Origin of the sequence: Acetanaerobacterium sp. MSJ-12 (genome assembly GCF_018917875.1) — a bacterium.
Lineage (GTDB): Bacteria > Bacillota > Clostridia > Oscillospirales > Ruminococcaceae > Bittarella > Bittarella massiliensis.
This window is the reverse complement of sequence record NZ_JAHLPK010000004.1, coordinates 238,096-259,523: the sequence shown is the minus strand read 5'-3', so window position 1 is coordinate 259,523 and position 21,428 is coordinate 238,096. Positions and strand designations below refer to the sequence as shown.

The 21,428-nt window shown below is 66.5% G+C and carries 19 protein-coding genes; 15 read left to right on the top strand and 4 right to left on the bottom strand.

Annotated features, from left to right (window positions below; all coding sequences use genetic code 11):
- Positions 1–24: 24 nt before the first annotated feature.
- From KQI11_RS06545 to KQI11_RS06535, 3 genes are read left to right on the top strand one after another with little or no spacing between them, the layout of a single operon-like run.
- Complete coding sequence (locus KQI11_RS06545) at positions 25–537, top strand: MarR family winged helix-turn-helix transcriptional regulator (protein ID WP_185914622.1); 513 nt, start codon at positions 25–27, stop codon at positions 535–537.
- The gene (locus KQI11_RS06540; RefSeq protein ID WP_216401535.1) at positions 530–2,251 is read left to right on the top strand and encodes an ABC transporter ATP-binding protein; all 1,722 of its coding nucleotides are present in this window, start codon (positions 530–532) and stop codon (positions 2,249–2,251) included. Before KQI11_RS06545 ends, KQI11_RS06540 begins: the two co-directional genes overlap by 8 nt.
- A gap of 1 nt (position 2,252) precedes the next feature.
- Positions 2,253–4,133: an ABC transporter ATP-binding protein gene (locus tag KQI11_RS06535; protein ID WP_185914626.1), complete on the top strand. Its 1,881-nt coding sequence runs from the start codon at positions 2,253–2,255 to the stop codon at positions 4,131–4,133.
- 975 nt (positions 4,134–5,108) lie between these two features.
- On the opposite strand, the gene KQI11_RS06530 is transcribed toward KQI11_RS06535, so the two are convergent.
- The 3 genes from KQI11_RS06530 to KQI11_RS06520 all read right to left on the bottom strand — a co-directional run bounded on the left by KQI11_RS06530 (position 5,109) and on the right by KQI11_RS06520 (position 6,647).
- Positions 5,109–5,642 (bottom strand): SLOG family protein, encoded by a 534-nt coding sequence (locus KQI11_RS06530; protein ID WP_216401534.1) that lies wholly within the window; start codon positions 5,640–5,642, stop codon positions 5,109–5,111.
- Between the two features lie 110 nt (positions 5,643–5,752).
- Complete coding sequence (locus KQI11_RS06525; protein ID WP_185914630.1) at positions 5,753–6,319, bottom strand: ImmA/IrrE family metallo-endopeptidase; 567 nt, start codon at positions 6,317–6,319, stop codon at positions 5,753–5,755.
- On the bottom strand, positions 6,306–6,647 hold the full coding sequence (locus tag KQI11_RS06520; protein WP_021660563.1) for a helix-turn-helix domain-containing protein: 342 nt from the start codon (positions 6,645–6,647) through the stop codon (positions 6,306–6,308). Before KQI11_RS06520 ends, KQI11_RS06525 begins: the two co-directional genes overlap by 14 nt.
- A 1,371-nt stretch (positions 6,648–8,018) precedes the next feature.
- Between KQI11_RS06520 and KQI11_RS06515 the strand changes: the two genes are divergently transcribed.
- From KQI11_RS06515 to KQI11_RS06465, 11 genes are all read left to right on the top strand, one after another.
- The gene (locus KQI11_RS06515; protein WP_216401533.1) at positions 8,019–8,489 is read left to right on the top strand and encodes a hypothetical protein; all 471 of its coding nucleotides are present in this window, start codon (positions 8,019–8,021) and stop codon (positions 8,487–8,489) included.
- A complete protein-coding gene (locus KQI11_RS06510; protein WP_216401532.1) occupies positions 8,480–9,937 on the top strand; it encodes a phage terminase large subunit in 1,458 nt (485 codons plus the stop codon). Before KQI11_RS06515 ends, KQI11_RS06510 begins: the two co-directional genes overlap by 10 nt.
- Positions 9,938–10,695: 758 nt before the next feature.
- Positions 10,696–12,246 carry a hypothetical protein gene (locus KQI11_RS06505; RefSeq protein ID WP_216401531.1) on the top strand — a complete coding sequence of 517 codons (1,551 nt, stop codon included), beginning with the start codon at positions 10,696–10,698 and terminating at the stop codon, positions 12,244–12,246.
- A gap of 952 nt (positions 12,247–13,198) precedes the next feature.
- Positions 13,199–13,762 (top strand): hypothetical protein, encoded by a 564-nt coding sequence (locus KQI11_RS06500; RefSeq protein WP_216401530.1) that lies wholly within the window; start codon positions 13,199–13,201, stop codon positions 13,760–13,762.
- A gap of 101 nt (positions 13,763–13,863) precedes the next feature.
- Positions 13,864–15,051: a N4-gp56 family major capsid protein gene (locus KQI11_RS13230; RefSeq protein WP_286172592.1), complete on the top strand. Its 1,188-nt coding sequence runs from the start codon at positions 13,864–13,866 to the stop codon at positions 15,049–15,051.
- Positions 15,051–15,278, top strand: coding sequence for a hypothetical protein (locus KQI11_RS06490; protein WP_216401529.1), 228 nt, complete (start codon positions 15,051–15,053; stop codon positions 15,276–15,278). Before KQI11_RS13230 ends, KQI11_RS06490 begins: the two co-directional genes overlap by 1 nt.
- A complete protein-coding gene (locus KQI11_RS06485; protein WP_216401528.1) occupies positions 15,275–15,814 on the top strand; it encodes a phage adaptor protein in 540 nt (179 codons plus the stop codon). Before KQI11_RS06490 ends, KQI11_RS06485 begins: the two co-directional genes overlap by 4 nt.
- A gap of 3 nt (positions 15,815–15,817) precedes the next feature.
- On the top strand, positions 15,818–17,041 hold the full coding sequence (locus KQI11_RS06480) for a hypothetical protein (protein WP_216401527.1): 1,224 nt from the start codon (positions 15,818–15,820) through the stop codon (positions 17,039–17,041).
- A complete protein-coding gene (locus KQI11_RS06475) occupies positions 17,035–17,325 on the top strand; it encodes a hypothetical protein (protein ID WP_216401526.1) in 291 nt (96 codons plus the stop codon). Before KQI11_RS06480 ends, KQI11_RS06475 begins: the two co-directional genes overlap by 7 nt.
- Positions 17,315–18,166, top strand: a complete 852-nt coding sequence (locus KQI11_RS06470) for a hypothetical protein (RefSeq protein WP_216401525.1) — start codon at positions 17,315–17,317, stop codon at positions 18,164–18,166. Before KQI11_RS06475 ends, KQI11_RS06470 begins: the two co-directional genes overlap by 11 nt.
- 33 nt (positions 18,167–18,199) lie before the next feature.
- Positions 18,200–19,915, top strand: coding sequence for a hypothetical protein (locus tag KQI11_RS06465; protein WP_216401524.1), 1,716 nt, complete (start codon positions 18,200–18,202; stop codon positions 19,913–19,915).
- Positions 19,916–20,826: 911 nt separating this feature from the next.
- On the opposite strand, the gene KQI11_RS13225 is transcribed toward KQI11_RS06465, so the two are convergent.
- Positions 20,827–20,961, bottom strand: a complete 135-nt coding sequence (locus KQI11_RS13225; RefSeq protein WP_256136559.1) for a hypothetical protein — start codon at positions 20,959–20,961, stop codon at positions 20,827–20,829.
- 159 nt (positions 20,962–21,120) lie between these two features.
- Here KQI11_RS13225 and KQI11_RS06460 point away from each other — a divergent pair, with 159 nt between their 5' ends.
- Positions 21,121–21,303 (top strand): hypothetical protein, encoded by a 183-nt coding sequence (locus KQI11_RS06460; RefSeq protein WP_216401523.1) that lies wholly within the window; start codon positions 21,121–21,123, stop codon positions 21,301–21,303.
- The last annotated feature ends 125 nt before the right edge of the window (positions 21,304–21,428 follow it).

Sequence of the window (21,428 nt, the reverse complement as noted above, 5' to 3'; positions counted from 1 at the left end):
GCTCTGCCAGGAAAGGGGAGACTCATGGGAGACGAACTCAGGAACATTGTCTGGCGGATCAACCGGCTGCACGTGCTCCACCGCATCTACCTCAGCCGGGCCGCGCTGGAAAACGGCCTCTACTTCGGGCAGCTGCCTATCCTCGAAAACATCATGGACCACGACCTCTGCACCCAGAAGGAGCTGGCCTCGTGGATGCGCATCTCCGCCCCCTCCATCGCCACCTCGGTGAAGCGGCTGCAAAAGCACGGGCTGGTGGAGAAGCGCAGCGACCCCGAGGACCTGCGCTGCACCCGGCTGCACGTCACCGAGAAGGGGCGGGCTTACGCCGCCTCCAGCCGGGCGGCCTTTGACCAGGTGGACGAGCGGCTGTTTGCCGGCTTCACCCCACAGGAGCTGGAGGAGCTGCAGGGCCATTTGGACCGGATGATCGACAACCTGGGCAGCGAGTACCGCGACCGCCCCTGGCGGGAGCTGATGGACACCGCCCGCTCCCTGCGCCACCAAGTACAACAAGAGGAGGAAAAGGATGGTTAAACAACTGACACCCTACACGAAAAAATATCTGTTATACATGATCCTGGCACCCATCTCGGTCATCTTCGAGGTGCTGCTGGAGATCCGCATCCCCTACTACATGTCCAAAATCGTGGACGTGGGCATTGGCACCGGCGACATGGACTACGTGCTGCGCACCGGGGGGATGATGGTGCTGATGGCGCTGCTGGGGCTCTGCTTTGGGGCCACCAGCTCCCGCTTTGCCTCCATGGCCGGCATGGGCTTTGGCAGCGAGCTGCGGCGGGGGCTGTTCGAGAAGGTGCAGTCCTTCTCCTTTGCCAACGTGGACAAATTCAGCACCGCCTCCCTCATCACCCGGCTGACCACCGACGTGCAGACCATCCAGATGGCCTTTATGATGACCATCCGCATGTTGGTGCGCGCCCCGGTGATGCTGGTGGGGGCCACCATCATGGCGGTGCAGATCAACGGGGAGCTGGCCCTGGTGTTCCTGGTGGCCATCCCCATCCTCGCCAGCCTGCTGGCCCTGATCGCCGTCAAGGCCTACCCCCAGTTCCGCAAGATGCTCGACCGCTACGACAACCTCAACGGCTCGGTGCAGGAAAACCTCATCGCCATCCGGGTGGTGAAGGCCTTCGCCCGCTCCGAGTTTGAAAAGGGCAAGTTCAAAGACGCCAACGACGCCCTCACCGCCGCCCAGCGCAAGGCCGAGCGGATCCTCAACTGGAACATGCCGGTGATGCAGCTGACCATCTACAGCTGCATCGTGGCCATCCTCTGGTTCGGCGGGCAGAAGATCGTGGTGGGCAGCATGCAGACGGGCGAGCTCATCAGCTTTGTCAGCTATGTCAACCAGATCCTCATGTCCCTGATGATGATCGCCAACGTCTTTGTCGGCCTGGTGATGAGCCGGGCCTCCCTGCAGCGCATCTCCGACGTGCTGGCCGAGGAGCCGGACATCCGGGACGGCAGCGGCGAGGTGAAGGCGGCCGACGGCTCCATCGACTTTGAAAACGTCTCCTTCAAGTACAATAAAGACGCTTCCGAAAAGGTGCTCGAGGGGATCGACCTCCACATCTCCTCCGGGCAGATGGTGGGGATCATCGGCGGCACCGGCAGCGCCAAGAGCACCCTGGTGCAGCTGATCCCCCGCCTCTACGACGTGAGCGAGGGCCGCATCCTGGTGGGCGGCCGGGACGTGCGCGACTACAAGATCGCCGATCTGCGCCAGGCCGTGGGGATGGTGCTGCAGAAAAACGTCCTCTTCTCCGGCACCATCCGCGACAACCTGAAGTGGGGCGACGGGGAGGCCAGCGACGAGGAGATCGTGGCCGCCGCCCGGGCCGCCCAGGCCGACGACTTTGTGCAGTCCTTCCCCGACGGGTACGACACCGATCTGGGGCAGGGGGGCGTCAACGTCTCCGGCGGGCAGAAACAGCGCCTCTGCATTGCCCGGGCGCTGCTGAAAAAGCCGAAGATCCTCATTTTGGACGACTCCACCAGCGCCGTGGACACCGCCACCGACGCCAGGATCCGCCAGGCCTTCGCCACCGATCTGGCGGGGACCACCAAGATCATCATCGCCCAGCGGATCACCTCGGTCTGCGACTGCGACCAGATCATCGTCATGGACGGCGGGAAGATCGCGGCCGTGGGGACCCACGACGAACTGATGAAGACAAGCGACATTTACCGGGACGTCTACGAGTCCCAGCAGAAGGGGGTGGCCTAGGATGCCAAGACCGCGCACCAATTTTCAAAAACCCAAAGACGCCAAAAAGACCCTGGGCCGCATCTTCGGCTACATGCTCCACCGCAAGTGGATGCTGCTGTTGGTGCTCTTCACCGTGGCCGTCAGCTCGGGGGCCGGGGTGGTGGGCAACTACCTGCTCAAGCCGGTCATCAACGAGGGGATCATCCCCCTCATCGGGGCGACCAACCCCAACTTCGGCCCTCTGATCCGGCTGCTGTGCACCATGGGGGCGGTCTACCTCTGCGGGGCGGCCTGCACCTTTGCCACCAACCGGATGATGATGCTGGTCTCCACCGGCACCCTCAACGAGATCCGCAGAGACCTGTTTGAGCACCTGCAGGACCTGCCCATCCGCTACTTTGACACCCGCACCCACGGCGAGACCATGAGCCGCTTCACCAACGACGTGGACACCCTGCGGGAGGCCCTCACCATGGGGGTCACCCAGCTCATCACCTCCACGGTGACGGTGGTGGGCACCTTCACCATGATGCTGGTGCTCAGCCCCCTGCTGACGCTGCTGATCGTGGCCATGCTGGTGGTGATGTTTCTGGTTATCAAGTTCGTCACCAAGCGCAGCGCCCACTTCTACAAGCTGCAGCAAAAGGAGCTGGGAAGCGTCAACGGCTACATCGAGGAGATGATCGAGGGCCAGAAGGTGGTCAAGGTGTTCTGCCACGAGGAGGAGGTCAAGGGCGAGTTTGCCCGCCGCAATGAGAACCTCCGCCAGGCGGCTACCAACGCCAACACCTTTGCCAACATCCTGATGCCCATCATGGGCAACCTCTCCTACGTCAACTACGCCATGACCGCCGCGGTGGGCGCGTTCCTGGTGATCACCGGGGGGATGGATCTGGGGTCGGTAGCCTCTTTCCTGCAGTACACCCGCTCCTTCTCCCACCCCATCACCATGATTTCCCAGCAGTTCAACGTCATCCTCGCCGCCCTGGCCGGGGCCGAGCGGATCTTCGAGGTCATCGACGAGGAGCCCGAGGCCGACGACGGCTATGTGCAGCTGGTCTTTGCCGAGGAGGGGCCGAACGGCGAGATCGTGGAGTGCGACCACCACACCGGCAAATGGGCCTGGAAGCACCCTCACGGCGACGGCACCCTGACCTACACCTGGCTGCGGGGGGACGTGCAGTTTGACGACGTGACCTTTGGCTACGACGAGAAAAAGACCGTTCTCAACCACGTGAGCCTCTACGCCAATCCCGGGCAAAAGCTCGCCTTTGTGGGCTCCACCGGCGCGGGCAAGACCACCATCACCAACCTCATCAACCGCTTTTACGACGTGCCCGACGGCAAGATCCGCTACGACGGCATCAACATCGGCAAAATCAAGAAGGCCGACCTCCGCCGCAGCCTGGCCATGGTGCTGCAGGACACCCACCTGTTCACCGGCACGGTGCGGGAGAACATCCGCTACGGCAACCTCCACGCCAGCGACGAGCAGGTGGAGGAGGCGGCCAAGCTGGCCAACGCCGACGGCTTCATCCGCCACCTGCCCCAGGGGTACGACACCATGCTCCACTCCGACGGGGCCAACCTCTCCCAGGGGCAGCGGCAGCTGCTGGCCATCGCCCGGGCGGCGGTGGCCAACCCGCCTGTGCTGATCCTCGACGAGGCCACTTCCTCCATCGACACCCGCACCGAGGCCCTGATCGAAAAGGGGATGGACCGGTTGATGCAGGGGCGCACCGTCTTTGTCATCGCCCACCGGCTCTCCACCGTCCGCAACTCCAACTGCATCATGGTGCTGGAGCACGGCGAGATCATCGAGCGGGGCAGCCACGACGAGCTGTTGGCCCAAAAGGGCAAGTACTATCAGCTCTACACCGGCCAGTTTGAGCTGGAGTAGAGGGAGAAAACAAAAAAAGAGAGAGCCCTTCCCACTGGGAAGGGCCCTCTCTTTTGCGAGGCAGGAGGGGTTAGACGGGTAGAACGTCTTTTGAGCGGTCCGACGGTTGGGGAAGAGGAGAATCGGCAGCCAGATGGGGGAGTCTCTCCGCTGCGGACTGCGGGAGAAACAGGTTTTCGCCCGACCCGGCAAGACGAAAATGGACAGAACGCTGTCTCGGGCGGGAGAACGGTCCCTCTGCGATGGGGGGAGCGACCACCGGTCCGCCTTTGCACCGGCTGCGCGGGAATGACCTGTGTTGCCCCTCCCTCCCGCGGCTGTGCCCACATCGCCGCTGCTCTTCGCAGGGGAAAGGGGGGACACGCGTCTACAAAGGGGTGAAATGGTGTCTTTTGCAGACGAAAACAGCGAAGGTGTTGGTCCGGTTGGCCCGCGGAGTGCCAGAAGGGCAGGGGAAGCTTGGGCTTTTCTGTGACTGTCCGCACAACTGGCGGAGATGCCGAAGCCGGCTGCTGAGCAGGGAGCAGATGAGTCGCCGTTCATGTAGGGAGATGGATCCAAATGCCGGGGACAGATCGGTCGTATGCTGTGCGCCGGAGTGTTCCCCGGGAGGGGGGAGAGTGGCGAACAGAGGGTCAAGAGGGCTGACAGCGCCCCCTGCGCCCGACTCGACTTTGGCGGAGGGAAGGACGCGGGGATCGGGGCGCATTTGATGAGAGAGGAGCTCACAAAAGGGGGAAAGGACAGCGGGAAAATGCCCGTTCGACACCGGCGCCGCGCGCCGAAGAAGGCTGTATCGGAAATCCGATTGGCGACCCTGCCCTTTTACCCCCTTTACAGGCGGGGCAGAGCCAGCCCGGTGAGGGGGGAGTTCAGCGCCATCTGGGGAGGCAGCGCGGTTGTTGCCGTTTGCGGCCCAACAAAGGACGGGTGCATCCGCAATCGCTCCTTTTTTGCCGATGCCCGGGTCCGGTGCTAAAAGTGCAGCTGCTCCGGCCCCTCTTCGGCCAGGTTTTGGATGGGGACGCCCTTGCTCTTGGCGTAGCGGACGGTGTAGGCGGTGCCGCCGGGCACCCCGCAGTGGTAGCAGATGAGCAGCCCGGCGTGGTCGATTAGCCAGCGGTTGCGGGCGTGAAAACAGCCGGTGAAGTAGCGGGGGGAGAGGGTGATGACCGCGCTTGCCTCCCGGCAGAGGTGGTCAAAGGCGTACCGGTCCGGCCGGGGCCAGTGGTCGGCCACCCCGGCATAGGGGACGGCGCAGACCAGCTGCGCCCCATACCCCGCCCCCCGCGCCTTGAGGACCTGCAGCCCCGCCAGGGTGTCAAAGCCGGTGGCCATCCCGCAGAGGAAGGTGTGCTGCCCCCTTTGACAGGCGGTGGTCACGGCGCGGTAGAGGCCCTCCCGCAGGGCGCGGTAGGCCGGGCTGTCGGGGGTGTAGGGGAAGGGGAACTTCTCCGGCCGGTAGCCGGAAAAGGCCGCCGCTTCGGCGCGGTCGATGGACGGTGTCACGGGACGGTCTCCTCCCCTCTGGGGCCGGTGTGCGGGCCGGCACTGGCGGTGGGTGTTGTCGGGGCGATTGGCTGCGCCGCTGGCGGGGCGGGCCCTCTTTTAAAGGGGGGTCAGCGGTAGACGTCGATATTGCCGCTGGCGGGCCGCAGCGCCCTGCCACAGGGGGCAAACACCTGTTCCAGCGGGCAGCCGGCCAGATGGTTTTCCAGCGGGGCGCGCAGGTCGGAAAAGCGGTTGCGGATCACCGTGGGGCTGACCCCGTAGCGCTTTGCCAGCAGCCGTTCCAGGGCGGGGCGGTCCTGGGTGTAGAGGATGCGGCGGCGGGCCACCTCGGGCAGAAAGCTCTGGTAGGGGACCAGCAGCTGGGCCGCCCCCTCGTTGGCCTGCCACTCGTCCCACCGGCTGCGGGGGGCGTGCGGGCGGATGTGCAGGAAGAGGTGGATCATTTCGTGGGCCAGAGAGAACCGCTGGGCGGTGCGGGGGTAGGAGGAGTTGACGAGGATGCAGTCCTCCCCCATGATCATGGCGCCCAGACAGCGCCCGTCAAAGGGGTGAAAGTAGACGGGGATGAGGGTTTGGGCGGTGTAGAGCAGGTCCCCGGCGGGGAGTTGGCTGCGGATCTCGTCCACCCGGCGGTAGAGGCTCTGGCGGCCGCGAATCGCCTCAGGCCCCGGCATCGCCGCCACCCTCGCCCTTTTTGCGGGCGATCTTCTGGGCCATGGTGACGAGAAAGTCGATGTCGTCCTCGGACAGGTCCAAATCTTCGGTCATGGATTTGAAGTGGTAGTAGAGGTTGCTGTCTTTGCCCTCCCACCCCATGAGATAGCCGGGGGAGAGCTGCAGGACCCGCGCCAGGGCGGCGATCTTGTCGGCGCCCATGTTCTTGATCTCCTCGGTCTCATAGCGGTAGACGGTGCTCTTGGCGACGCCCAGTTTCTGGGCCACATCCTCGAGGGAGAGGCCGAGTTCCAGACGCCGGTTTTTGATTTTTTCGTTGATGGTCATAGGACACTCCTCCAAGGGCGGGAACAAAGCCCGCCGGGAATGAGGGGAACGCTTTCTTCAATTCCCCCAGGATACCCACAGTGTAGCAGGTTTTTTGCAAATATGCAACGATTTTTCGTATGTTTTTGCAGAAAAGCGAAACGAAGTGGGAAGGGGGACGGGTTTGCAGGGGGAGAAAGCGGTGCAGGGCGTCCAATGCTCTCCGAATCGTTGACTTTAAGAAACGATAATGGGATAATATAGTTGCTTAAAAGAATTAAATTTTTGGTTTTTGTTGCGGGGAGGGAGATGCTGCGGCGGGATGGTGGGGCAGGTGAAGGCGCCCCCCTTTTGTGAAGGTGGAGAGTTGCGCGCCGGGTGCGAAAGGGGCGACGGTGCGGTTTTCAGAGGGTGACTCTGGGGGGAGGGGCGAGAGGGCGGTTTTTGCGGGCTTTTTTGTTGGGCGATTGGCGGGCGAGGGGTTGGTATGGGGGCGGGGAAAAAGCATTTTTTCAACACAGGGGCATCCTCCCTTTTACAAAAATGAGAAGTCCTTGCGGTTGGGATGGCCGATATTGCCACTCCAAGGCGGCAGAGAGTATAGGTGCGGGCGGGCGATGACTATGCGCTTTCCGTCGAGGAGATGGAGGAGGGAACGCAGAGGGGGAGGGAGCGCACCTTTGCGCCTTATCCGTCTATTTGGCTTTTGAGGGGCGAGGTACAGGCTATTTTGAAAGGGCCTGCCGGGCCGTTCGGTGCGGAGAGACTGCGGCTCTCTTTAAAAGAAGGCGGCCGGTTTTGCAGGGGCGCGCGGCGACTGGGACACGGCGGAGAAAGGATGCTCGTTTTGTGGTGGATATAGTCTCTGAACGGCGCGGCAGGGAGATATGGCAGCGGCGGGAAAGGCCCGGCGGAAGGGGGCGGCACAGCTACTCGAGGAAAAGAGAGGGCAGTTTTTCTGTGGGTGGTGCGCTTTGCTCAGGGAAATCGCGGATAAGCGGGTCCCTTTTTCAGAGCGAGATGCCGCTGCCCACCGGAAAGAAGGTGCAGTGGAACAGGCTGATGCGGTTGCCCTGCGGGGGGAAATAGCTTTTTCTGCGGGTCGCGCGCTTCTCTTGGGGGATCGCGAACAAATCGGCCCCTTTTCTTGGAGTGGATCGCTGTTGCCCACCGGAGAGAAGGCGCATTGGGGCAGAGAGATGGAGGAGCGATCTGGGCGGACGGACAGCGGGTTTTGCGGGGGCGCCGGACAGACCTTGAAAAGCCCTCGCCGTCTTTTGGAGAAGAGGGGAAGAGACCCTTTTTCGCCCGGGGAAAGACGCCCTTTGGAAGTTGCGGATCGGCAATAAATCGAATGGGTTTTGTTTTGTAGTGGACAGAGGAGGGGACGCAGTGGAGAACGCGCCAGAAGGGCAGGGGCAGGAGGTGGACCTGCGGGCAGTCTGGGGGATGGCCAGCCGGGGGGCGACGCTGGGGGAGATCGCCCGTGCTCTGGGGGTGGGGGAGAAGGCCCTGCGGTCCCGGGCGAGAGGGGACGCCGCCCTGGGAGAGGCCCTGCGGCAGAACCGCCGCACTGCCGAGGGGCGGCTCTTTCAGGCGGCGATGGAGCAGGCCACCGGCCGCTGGGTGGAGGAGGAGCGCCCGGTGACCCTGAAAGAGGTGGAGTACGAGGGGGGCAAGAAGGTCTTTGAGCGGGAGCGGGTGGAGCTTGTTCGGCAGCGGCGGTACCTGCCCCCCAGCGAGAAGATGACGACCTTTCTGCTGGGGGCTTTGTTGCCCGACCTCTTCGGCGGCGGGGGACGGCCGGGCGGGGTGGAGGTGGTCCACCAGGTGCCCCGGCCGAAGGAGGGGAAATGCAGCTGACGTTGGACTACCGCCCCACCCCCAAGCAGGCCGCCTTTCACCGCTCGGCTGCCTTTGAGGTGCTCTACGGCGGCGCGGCGGGCGGGGGAAAGACCAAGGCCATCGCCATGGAGGCCCTGGTGGACGCCCTGGAGCACCCGGGGGTGCACAGCTACCTCTTTCGGCGCACCTACCCAGAGCTGCGGGACACCCTGCTGCGGGAGGTGATGGAGTCCCTGCCGCCGGGGATGGGCAACCTGCGGCAGACCACCCACGACCTGGAGCTGCCAAACGGCTCGGTGCTCCACTTTCGCCACTGCCGGAGCATGGCCGACTGCTACCGCTACCAGGGGGCGGAGATCAACCGCCTCTACATCGACGAGCTGACCCACTTCACCGAGGGGGAGTACAACTACCTGAAGACCCGGCTGCGGGCCAAGGCCAGCTTGGGAGTCTCCCCCCGGGTGCGGTGCACCGCCAACCCCGGCGGAGTTGGGCACGCCTGGGTGCGGGCCCGGTTCATCGACCCCATGCCCCCGGGCGAGGTGCGGGCCTTTGGCGGAAAGGACGGGCGGGGGCAGGCGGGACAGACCCGCCAGTACATCCCCGCCACCGTGGCGGACAACCCCCATCTGGCTGCCGGATACCGGGAGGAGTTGGAGCAAAAGCCCCCGGCTTTGCGGCGTGCCCTCCTGCTGGGGGACTGGAACGCCTTTGAGGGCCAGGTGTTCGAGGAGTTTCGGGACGACGCAGCGGGGTACCGCAGCCGGCGGTTCAGCCACGTCATCGACCCCTTCGACCTGCCGGCGGGCTGGCCGATTTACCGGGGATTTGACTGGGGGTACACCCGCCCCTTTTCGGTGGGGTACTGGGCCAAGTCCCCCGACGGGGTGCTCTACCGCTTCTTTGAGATCTACGGCTGCCGCCCGGGGGAGGCGGACCGGGGGTTGCGGATGGACCCGCGGACGGTGGCCCGGCAGGTGGCGGCCTTTGAGCGGGAGAACCTGGCGGGGCGGCGGATGGTGGGGGTGGCCGACCCCAGCATCTTCGACGAGAGCCGGGGGGAGGACGGGTGCGTGGCCGCCCTCTTTGCCAGGGAGGGTCTCTACTTTGAAAAGGGGGACAACCGCCGCCTGCCGGGGAAGATGCAGCTGCACGCCCGGCTCCGCTTCGACGAGCAGGGGCTGGCGGGGCTCTATGTCTTCTCCTGCTGTCGGGCCTTTATCCGCACCCTGCCCGCCCTCTGCTACGACCCCCTGCGGCCGGAGGACGTGGACAGCGACCAGGAGGACCACGTCTACGACGAGGCGCGGTATGTCTGCATGGCAAACCCCCTCTACACCCCGCCGCCCCCCGCCGCGCCCCATCCGCCGGGGGGCGGCCCGCTGGAGATCGACCCCGCGCCGCTGCGGGGAAACAGCCCCTACGACGCGATGATGATCGGCGGGACGCCGGTCTGGCCGGGGTAGTGTCGGCCGCGGTGGGAGCAGCGCGGTGTGGGAGGGCATTAACCGCGTCTCTTTGCCGGCGCTGCGAGGAAAAGGGGCTGGTGGGCTGTCTGCCTTTGGGGGGTCAACAGCCGCCTTTTCCCTGCGGAGAGGCGAGTTTTTTTCAGTGGGCTGTGTGTGCGGCGGGCCGAATGGTGGAGGTGAGCTGTCTTCGCTGTCAGCGGCCCTGAACACCCCTTTTTGCGAGAGAGGACAGAGTGGATGCTGTCTTTCAATATTGAATAGGTCCTGTCTGCCGCCGGGTTGGGTGGGGGGGCGATTTTCTCGGCCCCTCCGCTGAGAGAGAACATTTACAGAGCGGCCCTTCCCGGCGCGGGAGGCGCTCTCTGCGGGTGCTGATATCAGGTGCGCGATGCCCTTGTGGAGAGGGGAAGGTCGCCGCGGTGGGGAAACGGCTCTGTGATGAGGGTGTACTTTGTCGGAGGTCCCTTTTGCCGGGCGGACCGCCCAGCTTGGTAGGGAAAGGCGGACCTGCAAAGGGTGGTTCTGGGCCGGCTGGCGGACGAGAGGTTGTCTCGATGGGGGGAAGTTTTGCCGGCGGGGTGTGTCGGTCCTGCCGCAATCACTGGGGCGGGGCTGACGCCTGACAGCGGAGGAGGCGGCCCTCTGCCGGTGCCGAGATCCCCACCCGTTCCCGCGACGAGGGCGGCTGGCGCTGACGGATGAAAACGTCCCTCCGGGTACCGGGTGGGCCGAGAAAGAGGAGAGGAACGGAGAAATTGGAGAGATTGCAGGAGATGCGCAGGGCGCTGCGCCGGTATCGGGACGGCCTGGAGGGGTTTCACCGGGAGGTATTGGTCAACGAGGACTACTTTTGCGGCAACCACTGGAAGTACATCAAGAGGGGGCAGCTCAGCGGGCGGGAGCCCAAGACCCCCTTCCTCCTCAACGCCATCTGGAACAAGCACGCCGACGCCATGGACAACTACCCGGTGCCCCTCTTTCTGCCCCGGCGGCCGGAGGACAGGGAGGGCGCTGAACTGCTGGGCCAGGTGGTGCCGGTGCTGCTGGACAAGCTGGGGTTTGAGGGGGTGTACAGCGACCTGTGGTGGTACAAGCTCAAGCAGGGCACCGGCTGCTACGGGGTGTTTTGGGATCCCGAGCGCGAGGAGATCCAGGTGAAAAACATCGAGTTGATGCGGCTCTATTTCGCCCCGGGGGCGGCCAGCATCCAGGACTCGCCCTATCTCTTCTGCCTCTCGCTGCTGCCCCGGGAGGAGGCGCAGCGCCGCTACGGGGGGGAGTGGCCCCAGTCCGCCCTCACCTGCCGGGACTACTTTGCCGGCAAGGGCCAGCGGGAGCTGGAGGGGAAGGTGGTCCTGGTGGACTGCTATTACAAGCGCCCCCTGCCGGGGGGAAAGACGGCGGTGCAGCTGGCCAAGTTCTCGGGGGAGCGGCTGCTCTACTGCTCGGAGGACGAGCCCGCCTACCGGGGGCGGGGGCTCTACGACCACGGGCAGTACCCCTTTGTGCTCGACCCCTTCATCCCCCGAGCGGGCACCCCCCTGGGGATGGGGATGGCCGAGATCGGCCGCTCCACCCAGAGCTACATCGATCGGCTGGACTACCTCATCGAGGAGAACGCCCTGATTGCCGGGCGGCAGCGGTTCCTGGTAAAAAACGGGGCCGGGGTGGACGAGGGGGCGCTGGCCGACCTCTCCCGCAACTTCATTGGCTGCGACCTGTCGGTGGACGACAATGCGGTGCGCCCCTTACAGGCGGTCCCGCTGCCCGGCTTTGTGCAGGCCCACCGGGACCAGAAGATCGCCGAGCTCAAGGACGTGCTGGGGAACAAGGACTTTATGACCGGCGGGGTCGCCGGGGGGGTGACCGCCTACGGGGCCATCGTCGCCCTGCAGGAGGCGGGAAGCAAGCTCTCCCGCGACCTGATCGCCGGCAGCTACCGCGCCTTTCGGGAGGTGATCGGGCAGATGGTCTGGCTCATCCGCCAGTTCTACACCGGGCCCCGGCTGTTCTATGTGGGCGGGGCCTTTCTGACCCTGGAGGGGGCCCGGGTGACCCCCCACCTGGACATCAAGATCACCGCCCAGAAGAAAAATCCCTTCACCACTGCCGCCCACAATCAGCTGGTGTTGGACCTGTACAAACAGGGGGCCTTTGAGGCCGGGCGGGCCGAGGGGGCCAAGGCCTGTGTGCGGGCTTTGGCGCTGGAGGGGAAGGAGGCTATCCTCCAGGCGCTGGACGGGGTGGGGGCGGCGGATGCGCCCCCGGCCCCGGAGGAATCAGCTGAGGAGCAAATTGCCCTCTAGTGTCTCTTGGCCCCTTTTTTAAAAGAGGGGCGGAGAGGCGGGGAAGGGCCCTTGTCCGGTGTGGAAAACAGCTTTTGGGGATTGATCGCGCTCTGCGCCATTTGGCGGGCGGGGGGAGAGGACCCGGCGACAAATGGGAAAAGAGGCAGGGAGAAGAAGGCGAAAGCGCGGTGCGCGTGAAGGCGTGCCCTGTGTCCCACCCCCTTCGATAGGAGGGTGAAGGGCCCTGGCGGCGGGCGGGGGAAGAGTGCCGCAAGAGAGAAGACGCAGCGCCCGAGAGAGAGCATTCCCCGCCCCTCGCCCCTTCGACGGGCGGGAGAGGGGCTTTGACGGAGGACGAGGGAAGGGGTCGGCGGGTGGGAGAAGGCATAGTGCCCGAGAAAGTGTGCCTTGTGCCCCGAGCCCCCCAGCGGGCGGTGAGAAGGCTCTGACGGCGGGCGGAGGAGAGAGGACCATAGGGGGAAGAAAGCGCCCCATCTGAGGGAGCGTGCTCAGCGCCTCATGCCCTTTGGCGGGTGGGGGGAAAGGCCCTGGCAACAGACGGAGAAGAAGGTCAGATGAGAGAAGGCACCCCACCCTCTCCGGCAGGCGGAGGGGGGACCTGACGGCAGTCGGTGAAGAGAGGGCAATAGGGGGAAGAGAGCGCCCCACCTGAGGGAGCGTGCCCAGCGCCCCCCGTCCTTTGGCGGACGGGGGGAAAGGTCCTGGCAACAGGCGGGGAAAGAGGCTGGAGAGAAAGAAAAAGCGTGCCGCCTGGGATAGTGTACCCCGTGCCCCTCGTCCTCCGGCAGACGGGGGAGAGGCTCGCCGGAGGGTGTGGGAAGAATCCGTGAGAGAGAAGGTGGGGTGCCTGAAAAGAGCGTGCCCTGCGCTGGACCCCGCCCCGGCGGACATTGACAGAGAGAGCCCCGGTCCCGCCCTGTGCGGCGGGCCGGGGGAGAAGGAGGAGAAGATGGACGAAGAGAGAGTGACCCAGACGGCGGCCCCGGAGGGCAATGCCGAGGAGGGATTGCAGGGGAGTGCCGCCCCCTACCGGGTGTTTGGCAGCGAGGAGGAGTTTGCCAAGGAGGTGGATGCCGCCCTGGAGCAGGAGCGTGCCCAGTGGGCCGCCCGGGGGGAGGAGGTGGCCCGGCACCTGGGGGTGACCAGCCTGGACGAGGTGCTGGAACTGCCCAGCCCCCAGCTGGTGGAGGAGTTCAAGGAGGCCTTTGCCGGCGAGTGGGAGGCCGTCTGCCGCCGGGCCCCCGCCCTCACCGAGGGGGTGGGGCTAGAGGAGCTGGCGGGCAACCGGCAGTTTGTCTCCCTGCTGGCCCAGGGGCTCTCCCCCCTGGCGGGCTACCTGGCCTGCTACGCCGAGCGGGTGCTGGAGAGGATACAGCCCCCGGCCCGCCCGCGGGAGGGGGCCTTGGAGGGCGACCCCGCCGGGGTCTTGGGGGAGGATGTCGCCGCCTTTACAGATGAGCGGCTGGAGGAGATCAGCCGGGCGGTGAAGCGGGGGCGGCGCATCCGCCTCTAGCGCCCGCCGAGACCGAGGAGGGGAGGGGAGCGCCATCTAGATCGCAGGGGGACGAACGACAACCGGGCGGGCAGCCGCCCAGACACGAGGAGGAAGACGACATGGAGCAACATGTGAACACCACGGCGCAGACCGGGGAGGGCCAGGAGATCCTCTCGGCCCAGATGAAGACCTACTACGACAAAGAACTCATTCGTAACGCCAAGCCGTGGCTGGTGCACGACCAGTTCGCCCAGAAAAAGCCCATCCCCCAGAACCGGGGGAAGACGGTGGAATTTCGCAAGCTGAACCCCTTTCCCCCGGCCAAAAAGCCCCTGGAAGAGGGGGTCACCCCGGCGGGGCAGAAGCTGGACTGGTCCACCCTCTCGGCCACGGTGAGCCAGTATGGCGACTACGTCAGCGTCTCGGACATGCTGGATTTGACCGCCATCGACCAGAACCTGCTGGAGGCGCAGGAGATCTTGGGCGACCAGGCCGGCCGCACCCTGGACCAGATCACCCGCGAGGTCATCTGCGGGGGGCACAACGTCCTCTACGCCGGGAAGAAGCTGGCCCGCCACACCCTGGTGGGCGGGGCGGAGAGCGGGAACGACTACCTCACAGTAGAGGACGTGAAGCGGGCGGTCACCGCCCTGAAAAACAACCTGGCCGCCCCCATCCAGGGCAGCTACATCGCCATCATCCACCCCAACGTGGCCCACGACCTCACCGCCGACCCCCTCTGGGAGCAGGTCAAGAGCTACGACCCCAAGGACCTCTACGACGGGGAGATCGGCCGCCTCTTTGGGGTGCGGTTTGTGGAGACCACCGAGGCCAAGGTCTTTCAGGCCCCGCCCCTGGACGGCCGCGAGCAGCTGGAAGTCGCCAGCGCCAGCGGGACCGCCCTCACCGTCAAGGAGAGCCTTGTTGACGACCTGACTGGCCGCCAGATCCTCGTCGGGGGGGAGTGCTACACCGTCCGCTCCCAGAGCGGCAGCGCCCTCACCCTGGATAGGGCCTGCACCGCCGCGGCCGGGACCCCCGTCTTTGGCGGGGAGGCCGGGGCCGGCGGGGCCGACGTCTACGCCACCCTCATCTTTGGGGCCAACGCCTACGGGGTGACCGAGGTCGAGGGCGGCGGCCTGCAGACCATCATCAAGCAGTTGGGCAGCGCCGGCAGCGCCGACCCCTTGGACCAGCGGGCCACCGTGGGCTGGAAGGCCACCAAGACCGCCGCCATCCTCAGCGAGCCCTTTTTGGTGCGGGTGGAGAGCTGTTCCTCCGCCGCCAGGGAAGGGGAGATGCTGTGATGGCAAAGCGGGATTTTCTGCGGGAACTGGTGCCGGTGACCCTCTTTCGGGACGGGGGGGAGTACCGGGACGACGCGGTGGTGATCGTCAACGGCAAGACCTGGATCATCCGCCGGGGAGAGTCGGTGATGGTGCCCCGGTTCGTGGCCCTGGCCCTGCGCGACGCCGAGCGGCAGCGCCAGGCGGCCCGGGCGCTGATGGGCCGCTGTGAGGGCTCGCTGCGGTGACGGCGCGGGAGATGATCGCCCGGGTGAAGGAGGCCTACCCCTCCACCCTGCCTGACAGCGCCATCCTCGCCCTGCTGCAGGAGGCCGAGGCCCGCCTCTGCGCCGAGGACCCCCTGCGCATCGCCTGCGAGTGGCTGCCGGTAAACGGCGAGGGGCGGGTGGAGCTGCCCGCGGGGGTGCGCCCCTACATGGTACAGCAGGTGGACGGCCTCCCCCTGGCCCTGACCCCCGGCACCGGCCGGGCCTGCAAGTCGAGCGACGGGGTCTTCCTCCCCGCGGGGCGGCGGGCGGAGAGGGCCCGGGTGGTCTACCGCCGCCCGCCCCCCACCCTTGCGCCCGAGAGCGAGCTCACCCTGGACGACGGCTACGCCGGGTGCTACCTCTACTACGCCCTGGCCAAGTTGGAGCTCTGGCGGGGGAACATCGGCGGGTACAACAACTACAGCGCCCTGCTGGAGAGTTTGACCGGGCAGTACACCCGGGCGGCGGTGCAGACCCTCAGCGGGTCGCGGCAGCGCTTTGTGTCGGAGGTGTGAGGGATGAGGATGCCCCATCTGCGCCCCCTCTCGGGGGAGCGGCGGGCGGTGCGGCCCTTTCGGGGGCTGAGCGCCCTGGCCCCCGCCGGGGGGTACCTGCAGCGCTGCCGCCGCTGCGAGATCACCCCCCAGGGGCACCTGGTGGGGGCCAGGGGAAAGGTGGAGGCCCGCCGGGCCCCCGGCCTGACCCAGTGCGGCGAGGGGTGGATGATCGCCCGAAACCGCTTTTATTGGCAGGGCGTCGACCTGGCCGCCCCCATCGCCGCCGGGGAGAAGTCGGTGGTCCCCTTTGGCGACCGGCTGCTCCTCTTCCCCGACCGGGTCTACATCGACCGGGTGCGGGTGGAGGCGGGGAATTTCAACGCCCCGGCCATCGACTGGGCAACGGTGTTTTTAAACCGGGTCTTCGGCATCCGCGGGGGGACCCTGCTGGCCAGCTCGGTGGGCAACGAGAACTGCTGGGACGACTTTCAAAACCCCGACGGATCCCCCAAGGAAAACGGCGCCTTTACTCTGACGCTGCAGGACGCCCCCTTCACCGCTCTGCTCCCCTTTCAAAACCACCTGATGCTCTTTCGGGAGGGGGATTTCTTCGAGCTCTACGGCACCCGCCCCTCCAACTTCGCCCTCACCCAGGTGGCGGGGCTGGGGGTGAAGGAGCCGCGGCACCTGACGGCCTTTGACGACCGGCTCTACTTCTTCTCCCAAAACCGCGTCTGGCTCTACCAGGGCGGCGGGGTCAGCGACCTGCTCGGACACCTGGGCTGGCGGTTTGAGGACTGCGCCCTGCAGGCCTTTGGCGGGGGGCTGCTCATCGCCGCGGGGGAGAGCGTCTACCTCTGGCAGGACGGCTGTCTGCTGGAGCTGGAGGAGGGGCTGCACTGCGACCGGCTCTCCTGTGAGGGCGGCCAGGTCTACGGCCTGGACTGGGGCGAGGGGGTCTGCTGGCAGTTTCTCGCCGGCCCCCGGCAGGCCTACGAAGTCGGGGTCAAGACCGGCCTTGTCGGCGGCAGCTGGGAGGAGTACCGGGTGGAGTGCCGGGGCGAGGTGGCCGCCGCCTGGGAGGGCCGCCCCCTGGGCGAGAGCCGCAGCCGGGAGTTTGCCCTGCTGCGCTGCTTTGTGGCCCGGGGCGGCAGGGAGCCGGGGCTCTTCACCCTGCGCTGCGGCCCTGACGCCGAGGTGGCGGGGCTGGCCGTGGAGGTCAAAGGGGGGGAGAGCGGATGGTGAACCTGTCGCCGGCGCGCCTTTCCTCCGGCGGGGCGGAGGAGCGCATTGCCGCCCTGGAAAACACGGTGCTGCGGCTGCGCAAGGAGCTGGAGTACGCCCTGCAAAACCTGGATGCGGGGAATTTGAGCCCCACCCTGGCCCAGACCTTAAACGGCGGGCCGGTGAACCGGGCGGCCGCCCGCGCGGCGGAGGCGGCCGGATACACCGGCGAGCTGCGGCTGGGCGGGACCCGGCTGCGAGTGGAGGAGGGGCGGATCGTCGAGGTGATGGAAGATGGGATATAAAGAGGATTTGAAGCGGGTCCTCAAACAGTTGGAGGAGACCAAGTTCACCTATGTGGTGGACGACGACCCCGCCTACATCCGCCGGCGAAAGGCGGGCAAGGAGCAGACCGCCGCCCGGCAGGACGGGGCCACCGCCGCCGACCGGGCCCGGGCCGCCGGGGCGGACACCAGCTACGGCCGGGCCATGCGCGTCTATCTGGAGCGGCAGCGGGGCGAGGCGGACAGCGCCCTGCGCCAGCAGTACGGCCAGCAGGCCAAAAAGGCCTACGACGCCCGGGTGACCGGGCTGGAAAAGGAGCGCGACGGGCTAAAAGACAAGGTGCTCAAAGAGGAGCAGAAGGCCGCCGCCGAGCGGGCCGCCGCCCAGGAGCGGGCGCGAAAGGAGGCCCAGCGCCAGGAGGAACTGCGCATCAAGGAGGAAAACAAGCTGGAAATCGAGCGCATCCGCGCACAGGCCAAGGTGGAGGCCGCCCGGCTGGCCGCCAGCAAAAAGAGCGGCCGCTCGTCGAGCGGGGGGTCTGGCTCTGCCAAGAAGAGCGCCGGCTCCAGCGCCGCCAAGAAGGGCTCCAGCGCCGGCCAAAAGGCGCCGGCCGCCTTTGATGAGACCAGCGGCAAGTTTCGCTCCCTGGCCGCCGAGAGCCACAAGCAGTACCTGCTGGGCTACAGCCGCGGAAAGGAGAGCGGAGGGGAGGAGCGGGGCAGGAGTTTTGGCTACCAGCAACAGGTGCGCTGGCTCTACGCCCAGGTGGACGGGGACCCGCAGAAGACGAGGGCCCTGGCAAACTACCTGAAAATACCGACAGCTTATACCAGTGAAGAGGCCCTGGGACGGCTCTACTGAGTTGCAGACAGGGGAAAGGGAAGGGGAGACGAGATGGACTACCAAATTGCGGTGCGGGAGGACAAGGGCTTGGAGGTGGGGACGCCCCCGCCCCTGATTCAGGGGGAGAAGGGGGTGGACCGGCTGGTATTCACCCTGCCCGACCCCTACCGGGGGATGGCGCTGGACGACTTCTCCTTCACCGCCAACCTGGAGAGCGCCGCCGGCTGCCACAAGCTGGCCGCCGCCCGCTCGGAGCGGGTGGCGGGAGCGGTGCGCTGTGTGCTGGAGCTGGACTGCTCTTTGGAAGGGCTGCGGGACGAGGTGCTCCTCTCCTTGGAGGGGCGGGACGGGCAGCGGGTGCTGGCCACCCGCAAGACCGCCCTGCGCTTTGTGCCCGGGGCGCGGACCGAGGCCATCGCCCAGGCGGGGGAGGGCTTGTTTGAGAGCTTTTTGCAGTCTGTCAGCGCTGCCCAGCGCCGGGCCGAGACGGCGGCGGAGGCGGCCTCCCTCTCGGCGCTGGAGGCCGAGAACGCCAAGCAGGCGGTGGCGAACGTGGGCAGTTTGGCCAACCAGTCGGCCGCCCGCGCCGCCGAGAGCGAAAACCAGGCCCGCCAGTACCAGCAGCTCTGCGCCGACGACCGGCAGGAGGTGGTGGCCGCCGCCCAGGCGGCCCAGACGGCGAAGACCCAGACGGCCACCGACGCCCAGAACTGCGCCGAGGCGGCCGAACAGAGCCAGCTCTGCGCCAACTCCGCCCAGGCGGACGCAGCGGCTGCCCAATCGGCGGCCACCGCTGCCTGCACCGCCGCATCCGCCGCCGAAAGCGCCGCCGGGGCCCTGGTTCAGGGCAGGGTCCTGCCGGGCAATCTGCTGCAAAATCCCAGCTTTGAAGAGGGGGAGGAGGGCTGGACGCTCACCGAGCGCAGCGAGCAGCCCAGCCCCCTGCACGGCCGCTACGGGGCGGCGGTGGGGATCGGGCACACCCTGGAGACGGCGGCCGACCTGGACTGGCAGCCGGGGGACTACCTGGTGGCGGCGGTGGCCCGGGGGGTGGGGCGGCTCTTTGCCGCCGCGGGGGACTGCCAGGTGGAGATGGGGCGGATCAACGCCAAGTTCACCCTCTACGCCGGGCTCCTCCACCTGGAGGCCGCGGCGGCTGCCCCCCTGACCTTTACGGTGGTGTCGGGGCGGGGATACCTGGACTGCGCCCTCCTCTTCGCGGTGCCGGCGGACTGCGCCGGCCTGGATGCCGCCCAGTGGCTGCAGAAGCTGCAGCACTACCCCTACACCTGGGGTGCCGGACCCCAGGGGCCGGTGCTGGAGGGCGCGCGGCGGGCGACCGCCCTGGGGGCGGACGTGGAGGGGCTGGCCCGGTTTTCCGCCGGCGTCCCCCTCCCGGCCCGGCCGGGGGTGGACTATGCCCCGGCCGCGGGGGGCGACTGCGCCTTTGCGGGGGAGGGCTGCCGGGTGACCGGGCAGTCCTGCATCTGGCGGCGGCAGGGGGACTTTGTGGCCCTGGCCGGGGAGGTGGAGCTGGATGACTGCCAGCCCGGCTTCCGGCTCGTCGGGCTGCCCCTGCCCCCCCGCTCGGCCCCTGTCGGCGGCGTCTGGCGGTGCGATCCCCCCTGTGGGGAGGAGCTGGCCCTGGCCGGGGAAGTGGGGGCAGACGGCCTGGCCTTTGCCGTGCGCCGCGGGGGCAGCAACCAGCCAGCCCCCGCCCTGGAAGGGGCGGCGAAGTGCTGGATCTGGGTATGGTACCTGGTGTAGGGCCGCTCTTCTAGATTGCTTGTCCTCATTTCTTGTCCTCCCATCGGCAGCTTCTGGCGGTAAAATTTCTCCTGTGGGGAGGAGCTGACCCTGGCCGGGGAGGCGGGGGCAGACGGATTGGCCTTTGCCGTGCGCCGCGGGGGCAGCATTCAGCCGGCCCCTGTTCTGGAAGGGGCGGTGAAGTGCTGGATTTTGGTGTAGTATCTGGTGTAGGGTCGCTCTTCTAGATTGCTTGTCCTCCCATCGGCAGCTTCTGGCGGCAAAATCCCCCCTGTGGGGAGGAGCTGGTCCTGGCCGGGGAGGCGGGGGAGGACGGCCTGGCCTTTGCCATGCGCCGCGAGGGCGGCAACCAGCCGGCCTCTGTTCTAGAAGGGGCGGTGAAGTGCTAGATCTGGGTGTGGTATCTGGTGTATGGTCGCTCTTCTAGATTGCCTGTCCTCATTTCTTGCCCTCCCGTCGGCAGCTTCTGGCGGTAAAATCCTCCCTGTGGGGAGGAGCTGGCCTTGGCCGGGGAGGCGGGGGAGGATGGCCTGGCCTTTGCCGTGCGCCGCGGGGGCGGCAACCAGCCGGCCTCTGTTCTGGAAGGGGCGGCGAAGTGTTGGCTCTGGGTGTGGTACTGGTATAGGGTCGCTCCCCTAAAAAATGCGCCCCCGGCCCCTGTGTGAGGGGACTGGGGGCGCTGCGCTCCTCGCCGAAGGGGGCGGAGAAAAAGCAAAAGGAAAAAGGCCCCGCGGAGTGGGGCCTTTTTCCCTGTGGGATGAAAAGATAAAAGTATGAAAAGAAGGTGAGAAATAGGAGGATTCCGTTTCATCGGAATCTGTTTCTGCATCTGTAGTATAGCAAATTTGCGGGGTATTGTATATGCACAAAAGAGCTAAAGAAATACATTTTGATTTAGTGATAGTGCTCTATTACAGGTCGTCGGCGTCCTGCACCGGTATCTCGTCCGGGTTCAGGGGAACGCCGGTCCAGGAGCCCTGGGGGTCGGTGATGATGCGGCTTTGGGCGGCCTTTTTGCGCCGCTCCTCCCGCTCTCTCTCGGTCATGCTCTCACCTCCTCTCCCCCAATAGGCCGCCGTTTTGGACGGGTGCTGCGGCGGCCTTTGCAGATAGCTTGCCCCCCTTTGGCCGGGGTATGATTGCCGCCGGAGGGGACAAACTCTCCCCAGAGAGGGCCTGGTGCCGGTCGAGGAGGGGATGGACGGATGAAAAAGAGGGGGCGCCGCCTGTTGGCTTGGGGCGCCGGGGTCGGGGGAGCGGCCCTGCTTTTTTGGCGGCTGGGGGGCGGCCAGTCCCCTCTGTCCCTCGCCGCGGCGCAGCCGATCGGGGCCGGGCTGCTGCTGGCCCTGCTGGCGCTGGCGGCCCACGCCGGGCGACAGGGGGGCTAGCGTGGCTTTGCGTCCGCGCCGCAACTGGGCGCGGACAGCGGTGGTGTCGGCAAAATCGACAAATTGTGACACCCCTTCAGGACAAAGCGCTGATTCGGGGCAAAAGAGATACCCTTTTGGAAAAA

Bases quoted from the DNA above. Each gene is read 5' to 3' on its own strand.
- KQI11_RS06525 (WP_185914630.1), bottom strand. From the start codon at position 6,319: ATGCCGGGGCCTGAGGCGATTCGCGGCCGCCAGAGCCTCTACCGCCGG.
- KQI11_RS06490 (WP_216401529.1), top strand. From the start codon at position 15,051: ATGGCAAAGCGGGATTTTCTGCGGGAACTGGTGCCGGTGACCCTCTTT.
- KQI11_RS06510 (WP_216401532.1), top strand. From the start codon at position 8,480: ATGCAGCTGACGTTGGACTACCGCCCCACCCCCAAGCAGGCCGCCTTT.
- KQI11_RS06480 (WP_216401527.1), top strand. From the start codon at position 15,818: ATGAGGATGCCCCATCTGCGCCCCCTCTCGGGGGAGCGGCGGGCGGTG.
- KQI11_RS06465 (WP_216401524.1), top strand. From the start codon at position 18,200: ATGGACTACCAAATTGCGGTGCGGGAGGACAAGGGCTTGGAGGTGGGG.
- KQI11_RS06540 (WP_216401535.1), top strand. From the start codon at position 530: ATGGTTAAACAACTGACACCCTACACGAAAAAATATCTGTTATACATG.
- KQI11_RS06545 (WP_185914622.1), top strand. From the start codon at position 25: ATGGGAGACGAACTCAGGAACATTGTCTGGCGGATCAACCGGCTGCAC.
- KQI11_RS06470 (WP_216401525.1), top strand. From the start codon at position 17,315: ATGGGATATAAAGAGGATTTGAAGCGGGTCCTCAAACAGTTGGAGGAG.
- KQI11_RS13230 (WP_286172592.1), top strand. From the start codon at position 13,864: ATGGAGCAACATGTGAACACCACGGCGCAGACCGGGGAGGGCCAGGAG.
- KQI11_RS06500 (WP_216401530.1), top strand. From the start codon at position 13,199: ATGGACGAAGAGAGAGTGACCCAGACGGCGGCCCCGGAGGGCAATGCC.
- KQI11_RS06535 (WP_185914626.1), top strand. From the start codon at position 2,253: ATGCCAAGACCGCGCACCAATTTTCAAAAACCCAAAGACGCCAAAAAG.
- KQI11_RS13225 (WP_256136559.1), bottom strand. From the start codon at position 20,961: ATGACCGAGAGAGAGCGGGAGGAGCGGCGCAAAAAGGCCGCCCAAAGC.
- KQI11_RS06460 (WP_216401523.1), top strand. From the start codon at position 21,121: ATGAAAAAGAGGGGGCGCCGCCTGTTGGCTTGGGGCGCCGGGGTCGGG.
- KQI11_RS06475 (WP_216401526.1), top strand. From the start codon at position 17,035: ATGGTGAACCTGTCGCCGGCGCGCCTTTCCTCCGGCGGGGCGGAGGAG.
- KQI11_RS06520 (WP_021660563.1), bottom strand. From the start codon at position 6,647: ATGACCATCAACGAAAAAATCAAAAACCGGCGTCTGGAACTCGGCCTC.